The following is a 24,549-nucleotide window of genomic DNA, read 5'->3' as shown; positions in this document are numbered from 1 at the left end:
GCCGCACGGGGCTCGGGTCAGGCGACGACCGAGAGGACGACCTTGCCGGTCGTACGGCCCTGCTCGACGATCTCGTGGGCCTTGGCCGCCTCCTCCAGGGGCAGGACGGTGTCGAGGGCGGGCTTGAGCCTGCCCTCGGCGGCCAGGGCGGCGAGCGCCTTCATGCCGTTGAAGTCGGGCTCGACGAGGGTCCAGCCCGTGCGGAAGCCGTCCGCACCGGCCGGGATCTCGTCCGGGCCGTTGAGGGTGATCAGGGTGCCGCCGGGCTTGAGGACCTTCAGGGAGCGGGCGCCGTAGCCGTTGCCGACGGTGTCGATGGCGACGTCGACGTCCGCGACGACGTCCTCGAAGGCGGTGGTGCGGTAGTCGACGACCTCGTCGGCGCCCAGGGAGCGCACGAAGTCGTGCTTGGCGGCGCTCGCGGTGCCGATCACGTGGGCGCCCAGGGCCTTGGCGATCTGGACGGCGAAGTGGCCGACGCCACCTGCGGCGGCGTGGACGAGCACGCGCTGCCCGGGCTTGAGGTCCGCCGTGTCCGTCAGGGCCTGCCAGGCGGTCAGGGCGGCCAGCGGCACGGCCGCGGCCTCCTCGTGGGACAGCGCGGCCGGCTTGCGGGCGAAGTGGCGGGCGGGGGCGGCGACGTACTCGGCGTAGCCGCCGGCGGCCAGCGGGAAGCGGGGCATGCCGAAGACCTCGTCACCCGGGGCGAACAGGGTCACGCCGGGGCCGACCGCCTCGACCGTGCCGGAAACGTCCCAGCCGCTGATCCGGTGCTCGCCCCACCCGATGAGCGCCTCGACGGAGCGGGTCTTCGCGTCGACCGGGTTGACGCCGGCGGCGTGGACGCGGACCAGGATCTCGTTGAGTCCGGGCTCCGGCTTGGCGACCTCGGACACCTTCAGGACCTCGGGGCCGCCGAACTCGCTGATGACCACAGCACGCATGTCGAATCTCTCCTTCGTGGCCCGGGAGGGCCGCTGAACTGGTGCGATGCATTCACTGTGGGGTCCGGGGGCCCTCCATGGTCATGGCCGGATGGCCATGATGTGACAGAATCTGGCCATGGCCAGTGACGCGCACCCGCAGCCCACCACCCCCGGCGAGCACTGGGAACCCGGGAACCCGGTGCTGCCGGCCGACCTCGTCCACCCGGGTGAGCTCCCCCCGACCCCGCCCGCCCCGCACAGGGTGGCCGTCCTGGCGCTGCCCGGCGTCCCCGCCTTCGAGCTCGGCATGCCGAGCCGGGTCTTCGGCAACGCCTACGGCGAGGACCGGCAGCGCCTGTACGAGGTCCGGGTCTGTACCGCGGACGGCGCCCCGGTGCACAGCGACTCCGGCTTCACGATCTCCGGAACGGCCGGCCCGGAGGCCCTGGAGTGGGCCGACACCGTGATCATCCCGCCCACCCACGGCATGGACGAGCTGCTCGAGGGCGCGCCCCTGCCCGAGCACCTGCGCGCCGCCCTGGCCCGGATCCGGCCCGGCACGCGCCTGGTGTCCATCTGCACCGGCTCGCACGTCCTGGCCGCCGCGGGGCTGCTGGACGGCCGGCCCGCGACCACCCACTGGTACGACGCCCGGGACTTCCGGGTGGCCTTCCCGCGGGTGAAGCTCGACGAGGACGTGCTCTTCGTCGACGACGGGGACCTGCTCACCTCCGCCGGGGTGGCCGCCGGCGTGGACCTCTGCCTGCACCTCGTGCGCCGCGACCACGGCAGCGCGGTGGCCAACCTGACGGCCCGGCTGTGCGTGGTGCCGCCGTGGCGCGACGGCGGCCAGGCGCAGTACATCGAGCGGCCCGTGCCCGAGCCGACCCTCGCGACCACCTCGGAGGCCCGGGCCTGGGCGCTGGACCGGCTGGAACAGCCGCTGACGCTGGCTGAGTTGGCTGACCAGGCGGGGATGAGCGTACGGACGTTCACCCGGCGGTTCCGGGACGAGGTCGGGATGACGCCGGTGCAGTGGCTGACCGCGCAGCGGCTCGAACTGGCCCGCGGACTCCTGGAGACCAGCGATCTTCCGGTCGATCTGGTGGCGCACCGGGCCGGGTTCGGCTCGGGCAACTCGCTGCGCCAGCACATGCGCGCCGCCTTCGGCATCTCGCCTATCGCCTACCGGCGCACGTTCCAGGCCCGCGAGCCCGCCGCCGTGTGACCTCGCCGCACGCCCGCAGGACCGTAGGGCGTACACGGCGCGACCGGGCACGGCCTGACCGCCCCATGACCGCCCTGCGACCGCCGCGTGACGGACCGTTCCGATCCGGCCGTGTCGCAACCGCCACAACTGCCATATTGAGCCACTCTGTTGAGCCGCTCGAACTCCCGTGCAGATACTGCCTCTGCCGGGGGCCGACCTGTCCCCCCGTGCCGATGACCCTTCATCCAGGGGGGATGAGACGTTGCAGAACCGACTCAAGAGGGCGGGTGCGGCCACCGTCGCCGCCGCCGCCACCGTGGCGCTGGCCGCGGGCCTGACCAGCCCCGCCGTCGCCGCACCGGCCGGACCGGCCACCTCGGCCGGGGCCGCGGCCGCGAAGGCCGGCGCCGCCAAGGGCACCACCCGCATCGCGCTGATCACTGGCGACCGCGTCCTCGTCGACGCGAAGGGCCGCCCGTACGGCATCGAGCGCGCCAAGGGCCGCGAGGGCGTCCCGGTGTCCGTGCAGCGCGTGGACGGACACGTCCGCGTGGTCCCGTACGACGCCCAGCGCCTGATCGACGCCGGCACGCTGGACGCCCGGCTCTTCGACATCACCGAGCTCGGCCGCCCCGAGTACCTGCGCACCCGGCACGGCGGGCTGCAGCTGATCGTCCAGTACGAGGGCGCCGGCGGCGCCGCGAAGACCGAGCTGCACCGGACCAAGGGCAGCACGGTCCGCCGCACCCTCGGCGCCCTCAACGCCGAGGCCGTCACCACCGCGCAGCGCGGCACCACCGCCGTGTGGAACGCCCTCACCCGCGCGCAGTCGGGCAGCGCCTCCCGCACCACCGCCGCCGGCATCGCCCGGGTGTGGCTCGACGGCATCCGCACCGCGAGCCTCGACAGGTCGACCCGGCAGATCGGCGCGGACAAGGCCTGGGCGGCCGGGTACGACGGCAAGGGCGTCAAGATCGCCGTCCTCGACACCGGCGTCGACGCCACCCACCCCGACCTCAAGGGCAAGGTCGTCGCGCAGCGGAACTTCAGCCTCGCCGCGGACGTCACCGACCACTTCGGCCACGGCACCCACGTCGCCTCCATCGCGGCCGGCACCGGCGCCGCCTCGGGGGGGAAGTTCAAGGGCGTGGCCCCCGGCGCAACCGTGCTCAACGGCAAGGTCCTCGACGACGGCGGCTCCGGCGACGACTCCGGCATCATCGCCGGCATGGAGTGGGCCGTCGCCCAGGGAGCCGACGTCATCAACCTCAGCCTCGGCGGCGCCGACCAGCCCGGCATCGACCCGATGGAAGCCACCGTCAACCGGCTGAGCAAGGAGAAGGGCGTCCTCTTCGCGATCGCGGCCGGCAACGCGGGGGCACCCGGCTCCGTCGGCTCGCCCGGCAGCGCCGAGGCCGCGCTCACCGTCGGTGCGGTGGACGACCACGACAAGCTGGCGGACTTCTCCAGCCGCGGCCCGCGCGTGGGCGACGGGGCCATCAAGCCGGACGTCACCGCCCCCGGCGTGGACATCACCGCGGCCGCCGCGCCCGGCAGCGTCATCGAGAAGGAGGTCGGCCAGGAGCCGAAGGGCTACCTGACGATCTCCGGCACCTCGATGGCCACCCCGCACGTCGCGGGCGCCGCGGCGCTGCTCAAGCAGCAGCACCCGAAGTGGAAGGGCGCCGACCTCAAGGGCGTGCTGACCGCCTCCACCAAGCCGGGCGCCTACACCGCCTTCGAGCAGGGCAGCGGCCGCATCGCCGTCGACAAGGCGCTGCACCAGAAGGTCGTCGCCGAGCCGGTGTCCGTCGGCTTCGCCAAGCAGCAGTGGCCGCACACCGACGACAAGCCGGTCACGAAGAAGGTCACCTACCGCAACCTGACGGGCGCGCCCGTCACCCTCGCGCTGTCCCTGGCCGCCGCCCGCCCCGACGGCAAGCCCGCCCCGGCAGGCTTCTTCGCCCTCGGCGCGAAGCGGGTCACCGTCCCGGCGCACGGCACGGCGTCCGTGGACCTGACCGCCGACACCCGGCTCGGGGGCACGCGGGACGGGGCGTACTCGGCGTACGTGACCGCCACGGGCGGCGGCCAGAGCGTGCGCACCGCGGCGGCGGTGGAGCGCGAGGTCGAGTCGTACGACCTGACGCTGAAGTTCCTCGGCCGCGACGGCAAGCCGGCCACCGACTACTTCAGCAGCCTGGCCGGCATCAGCGGGCTCGGCAGCGGCACCTGGCTCAACCCGTTCGACGCCTCCGGCACGGCCTCGCTGCGCGTGCCCAAGGGCCGGTACGTCCTCGACTCCGGCATCGCGAACGACCCGAAGGACGCCACCAAGGGCGTCAGCGCCGTCTCCCGGCCGCGGCTGGACGTCACCAGGGACACCGCGGTCACGCTCGACGCCCGCACCGCGAAGCCGGTGGTGATCACCGTCCCGCCGCGCACCGCGACCACCGAGTTCGCCGTCCCGTCGTACACGGTCACCGACCGGGACGGCGGCACGGGCTTCGGCTGGTGGCTGAACTCGTACGACGGGTTCTACACCGCCCACGCCGGGCCCGCGATCACCGACGGCTCCCTGGTGCAGCAGTTCGACACGCACTGGTCGTACGGCTCCCAGGAGGAGTACCACGCCGCGCTCGGGGGCAAGACGGAGCGCCTGGCCACCGGCTACGTCCGGCACTTCAAGGACAAGGACCTGGCCACGGTCAAGGTCACGGTCGGCGTGGACAACCCGGGCAAGGAGGGCGGCCTGACCGCCTTCGGCATGATCCCCGGGGGCGGCGGCAGCAGCGGGACGACGTCCACCCGCAAGCTGCCCACCACGGTCACGCTCCACCTGGCGGCGCTGGAGGCCGACTGGCAGATCAACGCCGAGCAGTACGGCGGCCGCGACGAGCAGGGCTTCCCGATCACGGAGGCGACCTACTCCGGCCGGACCGTCGGGTACAAGCCCGAGCACTCCTACCGCGAGACGTTCAACACCGGCGTCTTCGGCCCCGCGCTCGGACCCGACCTGGGCATCTCCCGCAAGGGCAACCGGATCGGCGGGTACGTGCCGATCCTCGCCGACGGCGCCGGCCACGCGGGCGGGTCCGTCCTCACCAGGGCCCGGACGGTGCTCTACCGCGACGGCGCCGAGATCGGGCGCAAGGACGAGCCGCTGGGCGACTCCTTCAAGGTGCCCGCGGGCGACGCCGCGTACAAGCTGACCACCACCGTCGAACGCGACCCGGCGGTGTCTCGGACCTCCACCAAGGTCGTGGCGAGCTGGACCTTCCGCTCGGCGAAGACCGTCGACGCGACGCAGCTGCCGGCCTCGGTGGTCCGCTTCACGCCGCGGGTGGCCGTGGACGGCACCTCGCCGGCCGGGCGGACGGTCCGGGTCCCGGTCACCGTGGAGGGCTCGGCGGCGGGCCGCAACCTGGGCTCGCTGACCGTCTGGTACTCGTACGACGACGGCCGCAGCTGGCAGAAGCTGCCCGTCAGGAACGGCGCGGTGAGCGTGGCGAACCCCGGCAAGGGCGGGGCGGTGTCCTTCCGCGCCACGGCCGTGGACAAGCAGGGCAACCGGCACGAGGTGACGATCCTGCGGGCGTACTACGCGGGGTGACCGGCCTCTGATGTGACGACGGCGGCCCGCCGGAACGCTCCTGCGCTCCGGCGGGCCGCCGGTGTTCCCGGGCCCCGCGGCCCGCCGGATCAGCGGGCGAAGGCCCAGCCGAAGGGCTGCCCGGCGGGGCTGACGCCGAAGGCCGCGGCCGTGAGGCTCTGCGCACCTGTGGCCGCCGGGCCGGTGGCCGAGCCGCGCAGTATGGTGACGGCGCCGTCGCCGTAGTAGGGCCACGCCGCGGCCGTGTTGTTCTCGCCGACCGCGGAGACGGCCAGCTCGGCCTTGCCGTCCTTGGTGTGGTCGGCCAGGGCGACGCCCTGGCCGAACTGGTCGTGGGTCTCGTTCGCGCCGGGCACGCCGGTCGTGTTCTGGGTGAGCACCAGCCCTCCGGTGGCGGTGACGATGCCCGTGGCGCTGCCGGTGAGCAGGGTCACCGAGCCGCTGTCCGCGGCCGTGCCGGTGTCCTCGCCGGCGGCGCCGACCGCGAGGTCGAGATGCCCGTCTCCGTTGAGGTCGCCGAGCGCGACCGAGGAACCGAAGCGGTCGCCGTCCTCGGCGGTGCCCGGCACGCCGGCGGTGGCCTGGGTGACGACCCGCTGGGGCTCGTCGGTGAGGCCGCCGGTGCGGCCCTTCCAGATGGCGACGTCGCCGCCGGCCGCGTACCAGGGGCTGTCCTCGCGGCCGAGGACGATCTCCGCCTTGCCGTCCTTGTCGAGGTCCCCCACGGCCGCGGCGGAGCCGCCCATGCCGGAGGCGCCGGGCCACCACACGGAGGCGTCCGACAGCTTGCCGCCGTGGAACACGCCGAACATGCGCAGGCCGTTGGAGGCCCACTGGGCCACCACGTCGTCGTGGCCGTCGCCGTCCACGTCGCCGGCCGCCAGCCCGTAGACGCCGAAGGTGGCGTAGTCGGCGGTCCGGGTCAGGGCGGTGCCGCCCTTGGACACCGTGAAGCGACCCAGGCCGCCGTAGCCGGCCACCCGGTACTCGCTCGCCACGACCTCCGGCCGGCCGTTGCCGTCCATGTCGGCGGCCGTGACCGCGTAGCCCGTCTGCGCGCCCGCGGTCACGCCCATGGCGCGGGCCGCCTTCACCAGCCCCGCGGGGCTGCCGTAGAGCACGGTGACGGATCCGGGGGCATCGCTGAGGCGCGTCGTGCTGCCCGTACGGTCGCGCGGGGCGCCCACGGCGAGGTCGTCGTACCCGTCGCCGTTGAAGTCCCCCGTCGCCAGCGCGTACCCGAAGTTGTCGTCCGTGCCGGGGTCCCCGGGGACGCCGTCGGTCGCCTGGCTGATCACCTTGCGCTGGGCGGTGACGAGGCCGTTCGGGCCGCCCGGTACGACCGCCACGTAGCCCGCGCCCGCCTTGCCGCCGATGGTGGCGGCCGGGGCGCTGGTCACGAAGTCCTCGTACCCGTCGCCGTTGAAGTCGCTGCGGTGCGCGACCGGCGCGGCGGCCGCGGTCCCCGCCCCCACCAGCACCGACCCCGCCACGGTCGCCACCGCGACGGCGAGCGCTGCCCAATCCCGGCGCATGCGCATGTTCCCTCCCCAAGTGCTCGTCCCCGCCCCCGCGGGCGGTGTGCAGGGGACTGTAAGCGGTCACCGGGAGGCCGGACGCAGTGGGTCCGGTTCAAGCCCTCCCGTAGCCGTCCTGGGCGCCCTCGGCCAGCAGTGACATCGGCTGGGCATCGAGTACGAGGACCGGGCCCACGCGCACCGTCTCGACGCGCGGGGTCACTCGCCTCGCCACGCGCGCCGTGCCTCCTCCAGCGCGTCCTCCGACAGGGGCCCGAAGCGCCGCTCGTGGTCCTCGACGATCTCCCTCGCCTTGAGCAGGGCGAGCCAGTGCTCGGCCGCGGCGTCCACGAAGCTGGAGAACCCGCCGGCGCCGGCCCGCTCCTCGATCTCCTCCGCGATGGAGCGGCGTATCGTGACGGACTTCTTCACGGTCGTCTCGGACATCGCGGCCTCCAGGGACTCAGTGAGCGCACCTTCACGATGCCACCATGCGGGCGATGGCATGTCGGACCCGGCGGTCCGGTTGGACCCCTCAGACCGCCCCGGCCGTGGCCCGGACCGTCGAGGCGATGGTCGCGGAGCCGACGACGCGGGTGCCGTCGTACAGGACGATGGCCTGGCCGGGGGCGACGCCGCGGACCGGCTCGGTGAAGCGGACGCGCAGCTCGCCGTCGACGACCTCGGCGTACACCTCGGTCTCGCCGCCGTGCGCGCGCAGCTGGGCGGTGTACGTGCCCGGGGCCGCCGGGGTCGCGCCGCACCAGCGGGGCTTGATCGCGGTCAGGGCGCTGACGTCGAGGGCCTCGGCGGGGCCGACCGTGACGGTGTTGGTCACGGGCGAGATGTCGAGGACGTAGCGCGGCTTGCCGTCGGGCGCCGGGTGGCCGATGCGCAGGCCCTTGCGCTGGCCGATCGTGAAGCCGTACGCACCGTCGTGGCTGCCGAGCTTCGTGCCCGCCTCGTCGACGATGTCGCCCTCGGCCGTGCCGAGCCGCTTCGCGAGGAAGCCCTGGGTGTCGCCGTCGGCGATGAAGCAGATGTCGTGGCTGTCGGGCTTCTTCGCGACCGCCAGGCCGCGGGCCTCCGCCTCGGCCCGGATCTCCTCCTTGGTGGTGATCGTGTCACCGAGGGGGAACAGGGCGTGGGCGAGCTGCCGCTCGTCGAGGACGCCGAGGACGTACGACTGGTCCTTGGCCATGTCGGAGGCGCGGTGCAGCTCGCGCGTGCCGTCCGGGTTCTCCACGACTGTGGCGTAGTGGCCCGTGCAGACGGCGTCGAAGCCGAGGGCGAGGGCCTTGTCGAGCAGCGCGGCGAACTTGATCTTCTCGTTGCAGCGCAGGCACGGGTTCGGGGTGCGGCCGGCCTCGTACTCGGCGACGAAGTCCTCGACCACGTCCTCGCGGAAGCGCTCGGCCAGGTCCCAGCAGTAGAACGGGATGCCGATCACGTCCGCGGCCCGGCGGGCGTCGCGGGAGTCCTCGATCGTGCAGCAGCCGCGGGCCCCGGTGCGGAAGGACTGCGGGTTCGCGGAGAGGGCGAGGTGGACGCCGGTCACGTCGTGGCCCGCTTCGACGGCACGGGCGGCGGCGACGGCGGAGTCCACGCCGCCGGACATGGCGGCGAGAACGCGGAGGGGACGGCGCGGCTGCGGATTCTGTGTCATAGCACCCACCAGAGTACGGGGGGAACCGTGCACGGGGCACAGACGTTCTCAACCGGTGGGGGTGATGGGTGTGGCGGGCAGGAAGAAGGGGCCGGCGCGGCGGGCGCTGCTGATCACGGGCCTCGGCGTGCTCGTGGGCGTGGGCGTGGCCGAGCGGGACGACATACAGCGCGGCTACTGGCTGCTGCCCGGCGTCTCGAAGCCCCGCAAGGAGGGCGAGCTCGACCACAAGGGCGCGCGCTGGACCGCGGCCTCCCCGGCGAACTGGCGGATGGCCGACCGGCCGGCCGACTACCGGATCGACCGGATCGTCGTGCACGTCACGCAGGGCGGCTTCAAGGGCTCGGTGGACGCCTTCCGCAACCCCTTCCACAAGGCCTCGGCGCACTACATCGTCAACAAGGACGGGCACATCGAGCAGATGGTGCGCGAGCTGGACGTGGCCTTCCACGCCGACAACCGCTCGATGAACGAGCGCAGCGTCGGCATAGAGCACGTCGGCTTCGTGGACCGTCCCCAGGACTTCACCGACGCCATGTACGCGTCCTCGGCGCGCCTGGCCGCGGACATCTGCCGCCGGTACGACTTCCCGGCCGACCGCACCCACATCATCGGCCACAGCGAGGTCCCCGGCGCCGACCACACGGACCCGGGCCCGCACTGGGACTGGGACCGCTACATCGCCTTGGTCCGGGCCGCGCTGAGGCCGCACGCGGGCTGAGCCGGCGGGGCGCAGGGGGGCGCACCCGGCGCCCCTGGCGGCTCCTCGACGTCGAGCTCGCACGCGTGCAGGCGCACGAGGTCGTGGAAGCGGTACCGGGGCGTCCCGTCCGCCCCCGACCCGGCCGGCTCCAGCAGGTGCGCCTGGGCCAGTGCCTCCACCAGGCGCCCGGCCTGCGCTACGGACACCCCCAGCAGCGGTGCGGCGGCCGCGGGCCCGAACGCGGCCGGGCCGAGCGCGCCGAGCCGCCGGAAGGTCCGGCGACCGCTCTCGGGAAGTGCGCGGTAGCTGAGCGAGACGGAGGCCCGTACGTCGAGGTCGCCCGCGCTCAGCTCGTCCAGCCGGTGCCGCTCGTCCGCGAGCCTGGCCGCCAGCACGCCCAGGGACGGGCGCCCGCCGGTGCCCGGCCGGGAACCGACGATCCGGATGGCCAACGGCAGTCCGCCGCACAGCCGGGCGACCGCCGCGGCCGCCTCCGGGTCCGCCGCCACCGCGGAGCCACCGGTGCAGCGGTCCAGGAGCTCCAGGCTGTCGCGGTGGCCCAGCACCCGCAGGGCCACGCGCAGGGCGGCGTCGAGGGCGGGCAGGGTGCGCCGGCTGGTGACGAGCGCGCCGCTCGCTCCTGCGCCGGGCAGCAGCGGACGGACCTGGCGGTCGTCCGCGGCGTCGTCGAGCACCACGAGCACGCGGCGGGCGGAGAGCAGGGTGCGGTAGAGCGCGGCCCGCTCGGAGGGGTCCGCCGGCACGTCGGCGGGCGGTAGGCCCAGGGCGCGCAGGAAGGCGGCGAGGACCTCGGCCGGGTCGGCCGCCGCGGTGGGGTCCGAGCCGCGCAGATTGGTGTGGAGGAGGCCGTCGGGGTAGCCGGCCGCGGCCTCGTGGGCCACGTGCAGCGCGAGGGCGGTCTTGCCGGTGCCGCCCATGCCGTGCACGACGCACACCGGCGCGCAGCGGTCGTCCGTGCTCCCTTCGAGTGCCGCGAGGAGACGTGTGCGCTCCTCGGCCCGGCCGGTCAGGGCCGCCGGCGCGGCGGGGAGCTGGGCCGGCCGGTGCGGCCGGCCGGTCTCGGCCGCGCGCGGGCCGGGCAGCGGGGGCAGGGCCTCCTCGCCGTGGCCGTGGGCCGGCGCGGTGAGCAGCCGGGCGTGCAGGGCGGTGAGTTCCGGGCCGGGGTCCACGCCCAGTTCCTCGCGCAGGACCCGCCGGGCGTCCCGGTGGACGGCGAGGGCCTCGGCCCGGCGGCCGGACCGCTCCAGGGCGACCATGAGCAGGGCCCGCGGGCGCTCGCGCAGCGGGTGGGCGGCCACCAGGCGGGTGAGCTCGCCGACGAGCTCCTGGCCGCCGCCGGCCTCCAGCCGGGCGGTGAGCAGGGCCTCGGTCGCGGCGGTGCGCATCTCCTCCAGTCGTTCGGCCTCGGCGCGCAGCAGCGGGCTGGCGGGGCCCCCGAGGGCGGGGCCCCGCCACAGGGCCAGGGCGGCCTCCAGGGTCTCGACGGCCGCGGCGTGGCCGCCCCGGACGCACTCCTGGCGGCCGCGGTCGAGCAGGTGCTGGAAGCGGTGCAGGTCCAGGGCGGCGGGCGGGGCCTCGAAGACGTACCCGCCCGGCCGGGTGGTGATGACGGGGGCCGAGCCCGGCTGGTGCAGGACGAGCCTGAGGACCGCCACGTAACTCTGCACGAGCTTGGCGGCGGTGGCGGGCGGGTCCTCGCCCCAGATGGCGTCCACCAGCCGGTCGACGGTGACGACCCGGCCCGCGTCGACGAGGCCGGCGACCAGGAGGGCGGTGGGCTTCTGGGCGAACGACCGCAGCCTGTGCCCCTCCGACCAGACCTCCACGGGTCCGAGCAACCGGAACTCCATGTCTCCCCCCGAGACGGCCGAGCCAGCGCAGGAACTTTGACGCACGCGAGCCGTGCGGAGGAAGACGCGGACCGGCCACTCCGTGCGCTGCGGTGGGCCTGGGGCGGGACTGGGCTGATGTTGCGTCAGTCCTGCACCGCCCGACTGCACAGTGAGGTCCGCACCAATCCGCGACCACCACTTGCTCACGTGCGACGAAAGGCAGGACACCTCGTGACCTCACGAACCGGCGGGATGCGCAGGCGGATCGGGCTCCTCGCGGGCGCCACGGCGATGCTGGCGCTGGGCGGGGGCCTGGCCGCGACGCCGGCCGCGGCCGGCCCCAACTGCGCCTCGGGGAACCACTGCGTGTTCTGGGGGACGATCCAGAGCGCCCGCCACTCCTACTTCAACGGCGACCACGACTTCTCGAACGACACCTTCGACGAGTACAACGTGAACGGCGCGGGCCTGAACCAGACGGTCAACAACAACGTGGCCTCGGCGAGCAACTCCAGCAACAGCAACTACGAGAGCCACTACTGGGACACCTACGGCGGCACCTTCCTGTGGTGCCTGAACCCGGGCCACTACGTCGACTCGGGCTCGACCGTGGACCAGCCCGGCACCCAGAACGGCGACCCGCTGCCGACGGCTCTGCGCGACCGGGCGAGCGCGCTGACACTGCCCGGCCGCACCTCGACCGACTGCTACTGACCGCCCCGAGCGCCGCGCACCACGGGCCCGGCGGCACGCCGCCGGGCCCGGTCCACCGCCCGGAACCCGAGGAGAGCCCCCGTGCCACCGCTGCTCGCGAGCCGCCGCGGCCGCGCCTGCGCCGCTGCCGCCGCCGTCCTCGCGCTCACCGCCGGCGCCCGGACCGTCATGGCCCCCCACCCCACCGCTCCCCACCGCCCGCCGACCGCCGCCGAACTCACGGCGCAGGGCCTGCGCCCCCCGATCTACGCCACCCTCTACGCGTACTCGCCGACCGCCGCGCGCGTGAAGCGGGCCGAGCAGCAGCTGGCCGTCGACTGCATGGCCGGAAAGGGGTTCACCCTGCGGCCCGCCCCGGTCGCGGGACCCCAGGACCCGGTGTCGCGCCCCACCCCGTTCGGAACCGAGACGCTCGCGGCGCCCGCGGAACCGCAGCCGCTGCCCGCCGAGCACCCCGAGAGCGAGGCCTTCGGCCGGGCCCTGTACGGCGACCCCGCGCGCACCCTGACCGTCAAGGGCAGCCGCATCAGGGTCCGGATCCCCCGGGCGGGCTGCCAGGCCGAGGCCGAGGAGCGCCTGCTCGGCGACGGCCGGGAGCGCTGGCTGGCCGTGCGCATCAGCCTCGGCGAGGGCGAGACGAAGGCGTTGGCACGCCTGGGCTCCGACCCGGACTACCGGGACGCGCTCGAACACTGGCGGACCTGCATGCACGGGGCCGGGATCGACGCCCGCGACCCCGTCGACATGGCCCGGGCACTGCCGCACGACCGCGAGCTCCGCGAGCACCCCGCGATCGCGGCGGACGTCCGGTGCAAGCTGCGGACCGGGTTCCTGGCCACGGCGTACCGGCGGCTGGCCGTCGTGCAGCAGGAGTGGCTGGACACCCACCCCGACGTACTGGCCTCCCGCAGGGCCCTGCTGGCCCGGCAGGCGGCGGCCGCCGACCGGGTCCTCGGACCGGCCGGCTGACCCCGGGGCGGCCGGGGCTACATCAGGCCGGCGGTGCGGGCGCGCTCGACGGCGGGGCCCAGGGCGGCGGCGAGGGCGGCCACGTCGTCCTTGGTGGACGTGTGGCCCAGCGAGAAGCGCAGGGTGCCGCGGGCCAGGTCCGGCGGGGTGCCGGTGGCGAGCAGGACGTGGCTGGGCTGGGCCACGCCCGCGGTGCAGGCGGAGCCGGTGGAGCACTCGATGCCCTGGGCGTCGAGCAGGAGCAGCAGGGAGTCGCCCTCGCAGCCGGGGAAGCTGAAGTGGGCGTTGGCCGGCAGCCGGTCGACCGGGTCGCCGCCGAGGACGGCGTCCGGGACCGCGGCCAGCACGGCGCCGACCAACTCGTCGCGCAGCGCGCCGATCTCGGCCGCGAACCGCTCGCGGCGCTCGGCGGCGAGCCGGCCGGCCACCGCGAAGGCGGCGACGGCGGGCACGTCGAGGGTGCCGGAGCGGACGTGCCGCTCCTGACCGCCGCCGTGCAGGACGGGTACGGGGCTCTGGTCGCGGCCCAGCAGCAGCGCGCCGATGCCGTACGGGCCGCCGATCTTGTGGGCGCTGACGGTCATCGCGGCCAGGCCCGAGTCGGCGAACGAGACGTCGAGCTGGCCGACCGCCTGCACCGCGTCGGAGTGCAGGGGGACGCCGAACTCCCGGGCGACGGCGGACAGTTCGGCGACCGGCATCACGGTGCCGATCTCGTTGTTCGCCCACATGACGGTGGCCAGGGCCACGTCGTCGGGGTTGCGTTCGATCGCCTCGCGCAGGACGTCGGGGTGCACGCGGCCGTACCGGTCGACCGGGAGGTACTCGACGCGGGCGCCCTCGTGCTCGCCGAGCCAGTGGACGGCGTCGAGGACGGCGTGGTGCTCGACCGGGCTGGTCAGGACGCGGGTGCGGGCCGGGTCGGCGTCGCGGCGGGCCCAGTAGAGGCCCTTGACGGCGAGGTTGTCGGACTCGGTGCCGCCGGAGGTGAAGACCACCTCGCTGGGGCGGGCACCGAGCGCCTCGGCGAGCGCTTCGCGGGCCTCCTCGACGGTACGGCGGGCCCGGCGGCCGGCCGCGTGCAGGGAGGAGGCGTTGCCGGTGACCCCGAACTGCGCGGCCATCGCGGCGGCGGCCTCGGGGAGCATCGGTGTGGTCGCGGCGTGGTCGAGGTAGGCCATGGTTCCCCGATTCTAGGGGGAGGGGCGACGGGATCGTGCCGGTGGGAGCACGCTGTTGGCCGTGCGGGGCACGCGGGGGGGGGCGGTGCCGGGTGCCCTCGTCAGCGGATACGGGCTACTGCCACCGGGGGCCGGCCTTCGCCGTCGGTACGCGAGGCCCCCCGCCTCCGCCCTGCGGGGCCGTCCCCCCACCCACCGTTCCACCGTGGCTTCGCGAGGGTGCCCCGTGGTGTGTGGGCGGCCGTCGGCGGGTTGGGGGCGCCGGGCGGCACGGCCGCGTCGGGAGCTGCGAGGGGCGGCGGCCGGGGTGCCTGTCCCTGCGGCCGCGTCGGGAGCTGCGAGGGGCGGCCCGGGGCGGGGCACCGCCGGCGGGCCGGGGTCAGGACGTGCGTCAGGACGTGCGGGGAGCCCGGGCGAGCTGGCGGGACTGGGCGACCAGGCGGCCGGCGGAGTCCCAGACCTCGGCGTCCTCCTCCAGGAAGCCGCCCGCCAGGTTCCGCGTGGTGATGGCGACCCGCACCGGGCCGGGGGCCGGCCGGCAGCGGACGTGGGTGGTGAGCTCGACCGTCGGCGCCCAGCCGATCAGCCCGAGGTCGAAGGCGGTCGGCGGCAGCGCGTCCACCGCCAGCAGCAGCGAGAGCGGGTCGGCGTCGCGGCCGTCGGCCAGACCGAACCAGGCCCGCATCTCGCCCTTGCCGGACGGCGCGCCGACCGCCCAGCCGGCGGTGGCCGGGTCGAGGCGCAGCGCGAGCCGGTCGACGATGGCCGAGCTGCCGGGGATCGGGGCCGGGCCGGCGTCGGCGGCGAAGCAGTCGTAGTAGTCGGGCATGGCGGGCGGCACCGCCGTGGTGCGGACGTCGTCGGGGAGCGCGTCGAGGTCGCCGTACGAGGCCAGGACCCGGATGCGCTCGACCTCGGCGCCGTCGGCGTCGTACTGGAAGAGGGACGCCTGCCCCGTGGAGAGCGTGTTGCCGGAACGGACCAGCTGGGTGCGGATGACCGCGGGGCCCGGTACCGAGGAGGTGAGGTAGTGGGCCGAGACGGTGAGGGGGTCCCGGTGCGGGAGCGCCTCGGAGAGGGCCCGTCCGACCAGGGCCAGCAGGTAGCCGCCGTTCACGGCGCTGATGATCGTCCACCCGGCGGAGAGCTCGGCGTCGAAGACGCCCGGCTCGTCCGCGCGCGGGGTGACGCCGGTGTCCCGGTCGAACTCGCTGTCACCGATGGTTGCCTGCGCTGCCTGTGCCATGGCGTGAAGTTTACCCCCGGTAGCTACTAAGCGGTAGCTTTTTCTTCCGTCGCCGGTTCCTCGCGCCCCGGCCGCCCGGCCCCGCACCGCGGCGTCCCCCGCGCCAGCGCCCCCGCCACCACCAGACCCGCCCCTGCCACCCCGGCGAGCACGATCCGCACGTCGGCCACTGCGGCCAGCCCGGCCCCGAGGGCGATTGCCACCGCGTTCGGGGCGAAGAGCAGCGTGTTCGCGGTCGCCGCGGTGCGCCCGAGCACCGCGTCCGGCGTCTCCCGCTGCACCGCGGTCAGGGCGGCGGTCAGCACCAGCGGCAGCCCCAGGCCGACGGCTGCGCTGCCGCACAGGGCCGCCGCGTCGTACGGCAGGGCCCGGGCCCCCGCCCCGAGCGCGAACAGGGCGGCGCCCAGCGCGGCGCAGGCCCGCTCCGGCAGCCGGCGCAGCAGCGGTCCGGCGGCGAGTCCGGCGGCCACCGAGCCGGCGCCCTGGACGGCGTACAGCACGCCCACGTACGCGGGGGCCCGGCCCAGGAGCCGGTCGGCGACGGCGTAGATCGCGGCGCCGTTCAGCCCGGCGAGCAGCATGACGGCCGAACCGGCGAGCACCAGCGGCCGCAGGACCGGCGAGTCCCGCAGGACGCGGAGGCCGGCCGCGAGCCCACCCCGTCCTCGCCCGCCGTCCGCCTCCCTCCGGCCGGGCAGGCGCGGCCCCTCCGCTGCGGCGGGCAGCCTCAGGAGTCCGAACATCAGGGCCGCGACGGCGAACGTCGCCGCATCGAGCAGGGCCACGGCGCCGCCGCCGAAACGGGCGCACAGCCCGGCGCCGGCCAGCGGAGCGACGAGCTTCATGGCCTCCGCGGCCGTCATGCGCAGCCCGTTGAAGTGCCCGCGCAGCCGGGCGTCGACGGTCCGGGCGACCAGGGCCGCCTCCGCCGCGTCGTGGACCGTGCCCGCGGCCCCGTAGAGCAGGAGGACGGCGAAGACGAGCCACACCCCCCGCGCCGAGTCGACCAGCAGCAGGAGCGGCAGCACCGCCGCCATCACGAGGCCGACCGCGACCAGCAGCGGCCGCCGGGGCAGTCGGTCGGCCAGAGCACCCAGCGCCGGGCCGGCCAGGACCGGCACCCAGAGGGCGAAGGACGTGAGTGCCGCGAGGGCGTCCGAGCCGGTCAGCGTCTTCACCCAGACGCCCGCGGCCAGCCACAGGGCGGCGGTGCCGAAGTCGGACACCAGCGTGCCGGAGAGGTAGAGCCGGGCGTTGCGGTCCCGCAGGACCGTCGTGGTCGTTCCGATGCCTTTGATCACGGGGCCAGCGTGCGAGGTGAGATGGATCCCGGGCATCGGGCGACCGCCCTACGTCTCGCCGCGGCGGATGCCCCGGTCCCGCTCCGGAGGGCCTTACGGACGGCCCGGGGAGGCCTTACGCCTCCGAGTCCTCCGCCACCCCCGACCGCCGGTTCCAGGCGCGGGGCGCGAGCCAGTGGAAGCGCATGGCGACCAGCCGGAAGCCGAAGGCGGTGATCACGGCGATCGAGCTGGTCACGCCGTTGAGCACGTCGAAGGACAGGAACACCGCGGTCAGGGCGGCACCCACGATCGCCGGTACGGCGTACATCTCGCGGTCGCGCAGCAGCGAGGGCACCTCGTTGGCGAGCACGTCGCGCAGCACGCCGCCGCCGACGGCCGTCGCGAGGCCGAGGGCGGCGGACTGGGTGAGGCCGAGCCCGTACTCGTAGGCCTTGGTCGTCCCGGTGACGCAGAACAGGCCGAGGCCCGCCGCGTCGAGCACGTTGATCGACCGGTTGATCCGGGCCACCTCGGGGTGCAGGAAGAAGACGATCGCGGCGGCGATGAGCGGCGTGACGAAGTAGCCGAAGTCCGTGAACGCGGCCGGAGGCACCGCTCCGATGATCAGATCGCGGAACAGCCCGCCGCCCAGGGCGGTGACCTCGGCCAGCATCGCGATGCCGAAGACGTCGAAGTTCTTGCGCACGGCGAGGAGCGCGCCCGCGAGGGCGAAGACGAAGATGCCGACCAGGTCGAGGGAGTGGAGCGCGGTCGGGGTGAACAGGTTGTGCAGCACCGAAACATTGTGCCGTCAGAAACGGTCGCAAACGGTCACGGGCGGGCCGGGGAGAACCCCGGCCCGCCCGTGACGGGTACTTCTCCGCCTCAGTCGTCGGTCTTCTCGACCGCCGACCCCGACGCGTCCGCCGGCCCGCCCTCGGGCAGGGCCGCGTCCCCGGGCGCCTGGTCCGGCGCGTTCTCGGGGTGGTGGCACGCGACCTGGTGACCGGTCTTGAGCGCCAGCAGCGGCGGCTCCGTGGTCTTGCAGATCTGCGTCGCCTTCCAGCACCGCGTGTGGAAGCGGCAGCCGCTCGGCGGCGAGATCGGCGAGGGCACGTCGCCCTTGAGCAGGATGCGCCCGGTGTTCGCGCCGCGCCGCTTCGGGTCCGGCACCGGCACCGCCGAGAGCAGGGCCTTGGTGTACGGGTGCATCGGGGAGTCGTAGAGCGACGTGCGGTCCGCCAGCTCGACGATCTTTCCGAGGTACATCACGGCGATGCGGTCCGAGACGTGCCGGATGACCGACAGGTCGTGCGCGATGATCACGTACGTGAGCCCGAGCTCGTCCTGGAGGTCGTCCAGCAGGTTGACCACCTGGGCCTGGATCGACACGTCGAGCGCCGAGACCGGCTCGTCCGCCACCACGAGCTTCGGCTTGAGTGCGAGCGCGCGGGCGATGCCGATGCGCTGGCGCTGGCCGCCGGAGAACTCGTGCGGGTAGCGGTTGTAGTGCTCGGGGTTGAGGCCCACCAGCGACAGCAGCCGCTGGACCTCGGCCTTCAGGCCGCCCTCGGGCTCGACGCCCTGCAGCTTGAAGGGGGCGCTGATGATGGTGCCGACCGTGTGGCGCGGGTTCAGCGAGCCGTACGGGTCCTGGAAGATCATCTGCACGTCGCGGCGCATCGGGCGCATGGCCGAGACGCCGAGGTGCGTGATGTCCTTCCCCTCGAACTCGACCTTGCCGCCGGTGGGCTCCAGCAGCCGGGTGATCAGCCGGCCCATGGTCGACTTGCCGCAGCCGGACTCGCCGACCACGCCGAGGGTCTCACCGGGGTAGACCTCGAAGTCGATGCCGTCGACGGCCTTGACCGCACCGACCTGACGGCGCAGCAGCCCCTTGTTGATGGGGAAGTGCTTGGTCAGGCCGGAGACCCGCAGGAGCGGCTCGGGGGAACCGGTGGCCTGCGCGGGGACGAGGGACCCCTTCTTGGCCGCGGCGTCCTGCTTCTCGACGTCGGCCGCGTCCGTCTTCTTCATGTCGGTCACAGCTTCGGCGCAATCTCTTCGGTCCAGATCCGGGTCCGCTCCTCCTGCGACATGTGGCAGGCGGACCAGTGCTTGCCCCCGTCATCCGTCAGTTCGGGCCGCACGGTGCGGGTGATCCCGTCCTTGGGGATGTCGGCGTACGGGCAGCGCGGGTTGAAGGCGCAGCCGCTCGGGAGGTTGATCAGGCTCGGCGGCGAGCCCTTGACCGGGATGAGGCGCTCGGTCTGCTCCCGGTCCACGCGCGGCATGGAGCCGAGCAGGCCCCAGGTGTACGGGTGCCGGGGCTCGTAGAAGACCTTCTCGGCCGAGCCGCGCTCGACGCACCGGCCGCCGTACATCACGAGGATGTCGTCGGCCATCTCGGCGACCACGCCGAGGTCGTGCGTGATCATGATGACCGCGGAGCCGAACTCCTTCTGCAGGTCCCGGATCAGGTCGAGGATCTGCGCCTGGACGGTGACGTCGAGGGCGGTGGTCGGCTCGTCCGCGATGAGCAGCTCGGGGTTGTTGACCAGACCCATGGCGATCATGGCGCGCTGGCGCATGCCGCCGGAGAACTCGTGCGGGTACGCGTCCACGCGCTTGCCCGGCTCGGGGATGCCGACCCGGTCGAGCATCTCGATCGCGCGCTTGCGCGCGGTCTTCTTGTCGACGTCGTTGTGGGTGCGGTACGCCTCGACGATCTGGTGGCCGACCGAGTAGTACGGGTGCATCGCCGACAGCGGGTCCTGGAAGACCATGGCCATCTTCTGGCCGCGCAGCCGGCGGACGTCGTCGGCGTCGGCGCGGATCAGCTCCTGGCCGTCCAGCCAGATCTCGCCCTCGATCTTCGGGCGGTTGCGGCTGTGGCCGGTGCGGTGCAGGCCCATGATCGCCAGCGAGCTGACGGACTTGCCGGAGCCGGACTCGCCCACGATGCCGAGGGTCTTGCCGCGCTCCAGGTCGAAGCTGACCCCGTCGACGGACTTGACCAGGCCGTCGTCGGTCGGGAAGTGCACCTTGAGGTTGCGCACCGAGAGGAAGGCCTCGGGGCGGGGGCCGGCCTGCTCGGGGATGCCGACCGGACCGGTGGCGGTCCCCACGGCGGGGGCGCCTTCGTTGTGCTGGTTGGTCTCGGTCACGTCAGCCTCACGCGCGGGTCGACGACGGAGTACAGGATGTCCACGATCAGGTTCGCCATGACGACGAAGAAGGCCGCGATGAGGGTGACGCCCATGATGACGGGCAGGTCACCGGCGCCGATGGCGCCGACCGCGGCGGTGCCGAGGCCCTGGAAGTTGAACGTCGTCTCGGTGAGCACGGCGCCGCCGAGGAGGCCGCCGAGGTCGAGGCCGACGAGGGTGATGACGGGCGTCAGGGTGGAACGCAGGGCGTGCTTGCCGATGACCACGTTCTCCTTGAGGCCCTTCGCGCGGGCCGTGCGGATGTAGTCCTCGCCGAGGACCTCCAGCATGGTCGCGCGGGTGATCCGGGCGTAGGTCGCGGCGAAGAGGAACGCCAGCGTCACCCACGGGAGGATCATGCTGTTGAACCAGGCCGCCGGGTCCTCCGCCAGTGGCGCGTAGTTGCTGGCGTCCAGCCACTCCAGGGAGTAGACGAACACCGAGGTGGCCAGCAGGCCGGTGAAGTAGATCGGGAGCGAGACGCCGGCCAGGGCCGTGATCATCGTCGCCCGATCCCAGATGGTGCCTCTTCGTAGCGCCGATACGACGCCGGTGAAGACGCCGCCGAAGACCCAGAGGACCACGGCGCCGCTGGCGAGGGAGAGCGTGACCGGGATGCGGTCGAGCATCATCTCCCAGACCGGCTGCTCGGCCTTGAAGGAGTACCCGAAGCAGGGGGCCGGGCAGTGCGTGACGTCCGTGCCCTGGTTGTAGTCACGGCCGGCGACGATGCCCTTGAGGAACAGTCCGTACTGCTCGGGGATGGACTTGTCGAAGCCCATCTTCACGCGGATGCCCTGAAGAGCGGTTTCGTTGGTCTCCCGACCGGCGTACATGAGCGCCGGGTCGCTGCCGGTGAGTTTCGGCACCGCGAAGAAGATGCCGAAGGTGACCGCGGAGACCACCAGCAGCGTTGCGACGACGTTGAACAGCCGCCGGATGAGGTAGACGAGCACTGCAGTCGGCCGCCTGGGCGGGCGGCTGCCGCCCCTTGTGGGGACGGCAGCCGCCGCCTGCGGCCTTCACCTGCCCTTCGAACTAGCGCATGTGGGGTGAAGGCACATGTCCTGCTGTGTCCTGCTGTTACTTGACGACGCCCACGGTGGCGAGGTCGATCTTGCCCATCGAGTCGTTGAAGTAGACGTTCGTCAGGCGGGGGTTGTGGTACACGAAGGCCTTGTCGAAGTTGATCGGCAGGTAGAGCGCCTTCTCCATGACCTTCTTGTTGATGTCCGTGTAGAACGGAGCGGCGGCCTCGGGGGTCGCGGCGTCAGCGGCCTTGTCGAACAGGCCGTTGATCTCCGGGTCGTTGATCATCGTGTAGTTGTTGTTGCCGTTCGGCAGGATGAACGAGCCGTCGACCAGCGGCTGCAGGAAGCCCGAGCCGGAGTTGTAGTCGGCGCCCCAGCCCATCACGATGATGCCGTAGCCCTTCTTCTTCACGTTCTCGGGCGAGCCGATCGTGGAGGAGGAGAGCTTGCCGTCGTACTGGTCGATGGCGGCCTCGATGCCGACCTTCTTCAGCGCGGCCTGCAGGGACTCGGCGGTCTTGACCTCGGCGGCGCGGTTGTTGCGGACCGCGATCGTGGTCTTGAAGCCGTTCGGCTGGCCGCACTTGGCCAGGGCCTCCTTGGCCTTCGCCTCCTGCGGCTTGCCGCCGGTCAGGCCGTACGGGTCGTACGACTTGTCGGCGCCGGGGATGCCGGGCGGCAGCATGTTCGCGCCGAGGTCACCCGAGGTCGGGCCGCCGCGGCCGGTCTGCAGCGAGGTCGGGTCGGCCGCGTAGATGACGGCCTTGCGGCACTCGATGTTGTCGAACGGCTTGACCGTCTGCGGGAAGGCGAAGTAGCGGATGTAGCCCGTGAACGGGTTGTCCGCGTTCTTCTTCAGCTTCGGGTCCTGAAGGATCTTGATGCGGGCCGCGGTCTGCACGCCGGTGCCGTCGACCGCGAGGTCGATGTCACCGTTGAGCAGGCGCTGGTCCATGTCCTCCGGGTTGGTGGTCACCGTGAAGGAGACCTTGTCCGGCAGACCCTTGCGGATCGTGTCGGTCTTCGGGTCCCAGTTCGGGTTGCGCTCGAAGGTGGCGCCCTTGCCCGCGGTGAAGGAGGTCACCTTGTACGGGCCGGTGGCGACCGGCTGGTTGGTGTACTTCGCGCCGGTGTCCTTGGCGGCCGGGACCGGGGAGGAGGACGGCATCGCCAGCAGGTAGGAGAAGTCCGAGTTGGGCTTCGCCAGGTTGAAGACGATCGTCTTGTCGTCCGGGGTCTGGACGGACTTCAGACCCAGCTTGTTGGGGTCCTTGTCCTTGTAGGGACCCGTGTACTTCTGGCCCTGGTCGAGGATGTCGATCAGGTACGTCGGGCCGCCGGACAGGACGTCCTGGGCGAAGACGCGCTCGATGCCGTACTTGATGTCCTTCGAGGTGATCGGCGTGCCGTCCTCGAACTTCACGCCGTCCTTGAGCTTCAGCGTGTAGGTCTTGCCGCCGTTGCTCAGGACCGGCAGGGCCTCGGCGAGGTCCGGGACGAGCTTGGTGCCCGCGGCGCCCGGCTTGCTGTCGTACGCGAGCAGCTGGCGGATGTACAGGCGCTGCATGTTCCAGACGAAGCCGTAGTAGGCGCGCGCCGGGTCGAGGTAGTCGACGTCCTGGGGCGACCAGAGCTTGAGCTCGCCGCCCTTCTTGTCGGACACGTTGACCATGCCCTTGGTCGCGGCGTTGAACGCGGCACCCGCGTTGTCCTTGCCGTTGTCGCCGTCCTTGCCGCCGCCGCACGCGGTGGCGGTGAGGGACAGGGCGGCCGCCACGGCGGCGATCGCGACTGCCTGCTTTCTGCGGATCACGGTGTTCCAACCTCCAGGAATGGATTCAGGTGAATCAGATGAAACGGTTCAGCTGCCCTTGGGGTCGAGTGCGTCACGCAGCCCGTCCCCGAAGAGGTTGAACGCAAGGACGGTAAGGAAGATCGCGAGACCGGGGACCACCATGTACATGGGGTCCGCCTGGTACGTGCTGATGGCGTCGGAGAGCATCTTTCCCCAGGAAGCGGTGGGGGGCTTGACGCCGGCGCCCAGGAAGCTGAGGGCGGCCTCGGTGAGGATGTTCGTGGGGATGATCAGCGTCGTGTAGACGAGGATCGGGGCCACCAGGTTCGGCAGCATCTCCTTGAAGAGGATGTAGCCGCGGCCCGCGCCCAGGGAGCGGGCGGCCTCGACGTACTCGCGCTCGCGCAGGGAGATGGTCTGGCCGCGCACGATGCGGCCGATGTACGGCCACCCGAAGAAGCCGATGACCACGATCAGGACGCCCATGCGCACGCCGGTGCCGGTCAGGCCCCACAGCTCGTTGGGGACCACGGAGACCAGGGCGATGGTGAACAGCAGCTGCGGGAAGGCGAGCAGCAGGTCCATCACGCGGCTGATGACCGCGTCCACCCAACCGCCGAGGAAGCCGGCCAGGGCGCCCAGGATCGAGCCGATGACCACGGAGACGAAGGCCGCGAGGAAGGCCACCAGGAGCGAGATGCGGGAGCCGTACACGATCCGGCTGAAGACGTCGCGGCCGTTGATGGGCTCGACGCCGAGCAGGTAGTCCGAACTGATGCCGCCCCAGTCCCCCTTGGGGATGCTCAGGTCGGGATCGATGAGGTCCTCGTGGAACTCGTTCGGCGGGTGGCCCAGCAGACTCACGATCTGCGGGGCGAAGATGGCGACCAGGATCAGGGCGATCACGATGAACCCGCCGGCGAGCGCGACCTTGTCGCGCTTGAGGCGCATCCACGCGATCTTGCCGGGCGAACGACCCTCGATGGCCTTGGCAGGGACTTCGGCGGCGACGGCGGCTATCTCGTCCGCGGCTGTGTCGTGCAGTGGTGCCGTCATCGTTTTAGGGGACCCCTCTCGGCCGACGGGTGGCCGGCCCATGCCCGCCGCTGTAGCGGCTTGGTTCACATCGGTGTCGCGGTGTCGCTGGTGGAGCGAGTGCTCGGATTTGCGTTGCTGTGCGTGCGGTGCTTTGCCCCGTGGTGGTTGGGGCAGTGGTGCTCTGCGGTGCTTGCGGTGCTGTGCGATGCGGTGCGGGTGCACGTGGTTGGCCGGAAACAAGTGGCTGACGTGCACGTGAAGAGTCGGTGGCCGGGGGGCCGGTCAGCTCTTCGTGGGGGGGAGTCTTCAACGGCGCCGCGATCACCCGCCAGACCCGACAGGGATGTGATGCGCAACCGTGATGTGGCTTGATGTCTTCCGTTATCCGGACCGGGCGCGCGGCTCAGCGGTTCAACACCACCCGTACCGCGCGGATCGGACATCGGGCCCAACTGGCTCTTGATGAGCAGTTCTTGGGCGGATGCATCGGGACAGGTCGGACATACGACAAAGACCGCACCGAAGCGGGTCGGCGCGGCCGGTGGGAGGGTCGTCTCGGATTCCGGACGGGGGACGGGGCGCGGGGGGGCGCGGG

The 24,549-nt window shown here is 73.0% G+C and carries 19 protein-coding genes; 5 read left to right on the top strand and 14 right to left on the bottom strand.

Going from position 1 to position 24,549, the window contains the following annotated elements:
• Nucleotides 1-17 precede the first annotated feature (17 nt).
• Nucleotides 18-944, bottom strand: coding sequence for an NADP-dependent oxidoreductase (locus IF43_RS0128170; RefSeq protein ID WP_030206717.1), 927 nt, complete (start codon nt 942-944; stop codon nt 18-20).
• Between the two features lie 118 nt (nt 945-1,062).
• Here IF43_RS0128170 and IF43_RS0128165 point away from each other — a divergent pair, with 118 nt between their 5' ends.
• Both IF43_RS0128165 and IF43_RS0128160 read left to right on the top strand, forming a co-directional pair.
• Nucleotides 1,063-2,154 (top strand): GlxA family transcriptional regulator, encoded by a 1,092-nt coding sequence (locus IF43_RS0128165; RefSeq protein ID WP_078910519.1) that lies wholly within the window; start codon nt 1,063-1,065, stop codon nt 2,152-2,154.
• Nucleotides 2,155-2,398: 244 nt separating this feature from the next.
• Nucleotides 2,399-5,749 carry a S8 family serine peptidase gene (locus IF43_RS0128160; protein ID WP_030206707.1) on the top strand — a complete coding sequence of 1,117 codons (3,351 nt, stop codon included), beginning with the start codon at nt 2,399-2,401 and terminating at the stop codon, nt 5,747-5,749.
• Nucleotides 5,750-5,838: 89 nt separating this feature from the next.
• Here IF43_RS0128160 and IF43_RS0128155 read toward each other — a convergent pair whose 3' ends face one another.
• The 3 genes from IF43_RS0128155 to mnmA all read right to left on the bottom strand — a co-directional run bounded on the left by IF43_RS0128155 (nt 5,839) and on the right by mnmA (nt 8,932).
• A complete protein-coding gene (locus IF43_RS0128155) occupies nt 5,839-7,284 on the bottom strand; it encodes an FG-GAP-like repeat-containing protein (RefSeq protein WP_030206705.1) in 1,446 nt (481 codons plus the stop codon).
• 201 nt (nt 7,285-7,485) lie between these two features.
• Entirely contained in the window at nt 7,486-7,713 is a 228-nt protein-coding gene (locus IF43_RS0128145) for a hypothetical protein (RefSeq protein ID WP_030206703.1), read from the bottom strand.
• Nucleotides 7,714-7,801: 88 nt separating this feature from the next.
• A complete protein-coding gene (gene mnmA, locus IF43_RS0128140) occupies nt 7,802-8,932 on the bottom strand; it encodes a tRNA 2-thiouridine(34) synthase MnmA (RefSeq protein WP_030206702.1) in 1,131 nt (376 codons plus the stop codon).
• A 64-nt stretch (nt 8,933-8,996) separates the two neighbouring features.
• Here mnmA and IF43_RS0128135 point away from each other — a divergent pair, with 64 nt between their 5' ends.
• A complete protein-coding gene (locus IF43_RS0128135; protein ID WP_030206701.1) occupies nt 8,997-9,653 on the top strand; it encodes an N-acetylmuramoyl-L-alanine amidase in 657 nt (218 codons plus the stop codon).
• Here the strand turns inward: IF43_RS0128135 and IF43_RS0128130 are convergent.
• The gene (locus IF43_RS0128130; protein WP_234332561.1) at nt 9,608-11,494 is read right to left on the bottom strand and encodes an AfsR/SARP family transcriptional regulator; all 1,887 of its coding nucleotides are present in this window, start codon (nt 11,492-11,494) and stop codon (nt 9,608-9,610) included. The genes IF43_RS0128135 and IF43_RS0128130 overlap by 46 nt on opposite strands.
• Before the next feature lie 225 nt (nt 11,495-11,719).
• Here IF43_RS0128130 and IF43_RS0128125 point away from each other — a divergent pair, with 225 nt between their 5' ends.
• Both IF43_RS0128125 and IF43_RS0128120 read left to right on the top strand, forming a co-directional pair.
• Entirely contained in the window at nt 11,720-12,202 is a 483-nt protein-coding gene (locus tag IF43_RS0128125; protein ID WP_158939528.1) for a hypothetical protein, read from the top strand.
• 81 nt (nt 12,203-12,283) lie between these two features.
• Entirely contained in the window at nt 12,284-13,171 is an 888-nt protein-coding gene (locus IF43_RS0128120) for a hypothetical protein (protein ID WP_030206696.1), read from the top strand.
• Nucleotides 13,172-13,188: 17 nt separating this feature from the next.
• Here the strand turns inward: IF43_RS0128120 and IF43_RS0128115 are convergent, their stop codons facing one another.
• The 9 genes from IF43_RS0128115 to IF43_RS0128075 all read right to left on the bottom strand — a co-directional run bounded on the left by IF43_RS0128115 (nt 13,189) and on the right by IF43_RS0128075 (nt 23,972).
• The gene (locus IF43_RS0128115) at nt 13,189-14,352 is read right to left on the bottom strand and encodes a cysteine desulfurase family protein (protein ID WP_030206694.1); all 1,164 of its coding nucleotides are present in this window, start codon (nt 14,350-14,352) and stop codon (nt 13,189-13,191) included.
• Nucleotides 14,353-14,743: 391 nt separating this feature from the next.
• The gene (locus tag IF43_RS0128110) at nt 14,744-15,598 is read right to left on the bottom strand and encodes a thioesterase family protein (protein ID WP_030206691.1); all 855 of its coding nucleotides are present in this window, start codon (nt 15,596-15,598) and stop codon (nt 14,744-14,746) included.
• A gap of 26 nt (nt 15,599-15,624) precedes the next feature.
• Complete coding sequence (locus IF43_RS0128105; protein ID WP_234332563.1) at nt 15,625-16,896, bottom strand: MFS transporter; 1,272 nt, start codon at nt 16,894-16,896, stop codon at nt 15,625-15,627.
• Between the two features lie 118 nt (nt 16,897-17,014).
• A complete protein-coding gene (locus tag IF43_RS0128100) occupies nt 17,015-17,677 on the bottom strand; it encodes a trimeric intracellular cation channel family protein (protein ID WP_030206680.1) in 663 nt (220 codons plus the stop codon).
• Nucleotides 17,678-17,766: 89 nt separating this feature from the next.
• A complete protein-coding gene (locus tag IF43_RS0128095; RefSeq protein WP_078910521.1) occupies nt 17,767-18,918 on the bottom strand; it encodes an ABC transporter ATP-binding protein in 1,152 nt (383 codons plus the stop codon).
• 5 nt (nt 18,919-18,923) lie between these two features.
• Nucleotides 18,924-20,009 (bottom strand): ABC transporter ATP-binding protein, encoded by a 1,086-nt coding sequence (locus IF43_RS0128090; RefSeq protein WP_030206678.1) that lies wholly within the window; start codon nt 20,007-20,009, stop codon nt 18,924-18,926.
• A gap of 35 nt (nt 20,010-20,044) precedes the next feature.
• A complete protein-coding gene (locus IF43_RS0128085) occupies nt 20,045-21,046 on the bottom strand; it encodes an ABC transporter permease (RefSeq protein WP_030206677.1) in 1,002 nt (333 codons plus the stop codon).
• A gap of 127 nt (nt 21,047-21,173) precedes the next feature.
• Entirely contained in the window at nt 21,174-22,934 is a 1,761-nt protein-coding gene (locus IF43_RS0128080) for an ABC transporter substrate-binding protein (RefSeq protein ID WP_030206676.1), read from the bottom strand.
• A gap of 48 nt (nt 22,935-22,982) precedes the next feature.
• Complete coding sequence (locus IF43_RS0128075) at nt 22,983-23,972, bottom strand: ABC transporter permease (RefSeq protein WP_030206674.1); 990 nt, start codon at nt 23,970-23,972, stop codon at nt 22,983-22,985.
• Nucleotides 23,973-24,549: the final 577 nt, after the last annotated feature.

Origin of the sequence: Streptomyces sp. NRRL S-87 (assembly GCF_000719335.1) — a bacterium.
GTDB lineage: Bacteria > Actinomycetota > Actinomycetes > Streptomycetales > Streptomycetaceae > Streptomyces.
This window is presented reverse-complemented; position numbering and strand designations above follow the sequence as displayed.

Excerpts from the sequence above, each read along its gene's own strand:
- IF43_RS0128170 (WP_030206717.1), bottom strand. The coding sequence starts at position 944 with ATGCGTGCTGTGGTCATCAGCGAGTTCGGCGGCCCCGAGGTCCTGAAG.
- IF43_RS0128165 (WP_078910519.1), top strand. The coding sequence starts at position 1,063 with ATGGCCAGTGACGCGCACCCGCAGCCCACCACCCCCGGCGAGCACTGG.
- IF43_RS0128155 (WP_030206705.1), bottom strand. The coding sequence starts at position 7,284 with ATGCGCCGGGATTGGGCAGCGCTCGCCGTCGCGGTGGCGACCGTGGCG.
- IF43_RS0128145 (WP_030206703.1), bottom strand. The coding sequence starts at position 7,713 with ATGTCCGAGACGACCGTGAAGAAGTCCGTCACGATACGCCGCTCCATC.
- mnmA (WP_030206702.1), bottom strand. The coding sequence starts at position 8,932 with ATGACACAGAATCCGCAGCCGCGCCGTCCCCTCCGCGTTCTCGCCGCC.
- IF43_RS0128135 (WP_030206701.1), top strand. The coding sequence starts at position 8,997 with ATGGGTGTGGCGGGCAGGAAGAAGGGGCCGGCGCGGCGGGCGCTGCTG.
- IF43_RS0128115 (WP_030206694.1), bottom strand. The coding sequence starts at position 14,352 with ATGGCCTACCTCGACCACGCCGCGACCACACCGATGCTCCCCGAGGCC.
- IF43_RS0128110 (WP_030206691.1), bottom strand. The coding sequence starts at position 15,598 with ATGGCACAGGCAGCGCAGGCAACCATCGGTGACAGCGAGTTCGACCGG.
- IF43_RS0128095 (WP_078910521.1), bottom strand. The coding sequence starts at position 18,918 with ATGAAGAAGACGGACGCGGCCGACGTCGAGAAGCAGGACGCCGCGGCC.
- IF43_RS0128075 (WP_030206674.1), bottom strand. The coding sequence starts at position 23,972 with ATGACGGCACCACTGCACGACACAGCCGCGGACGAGATAGCCGCCGTC.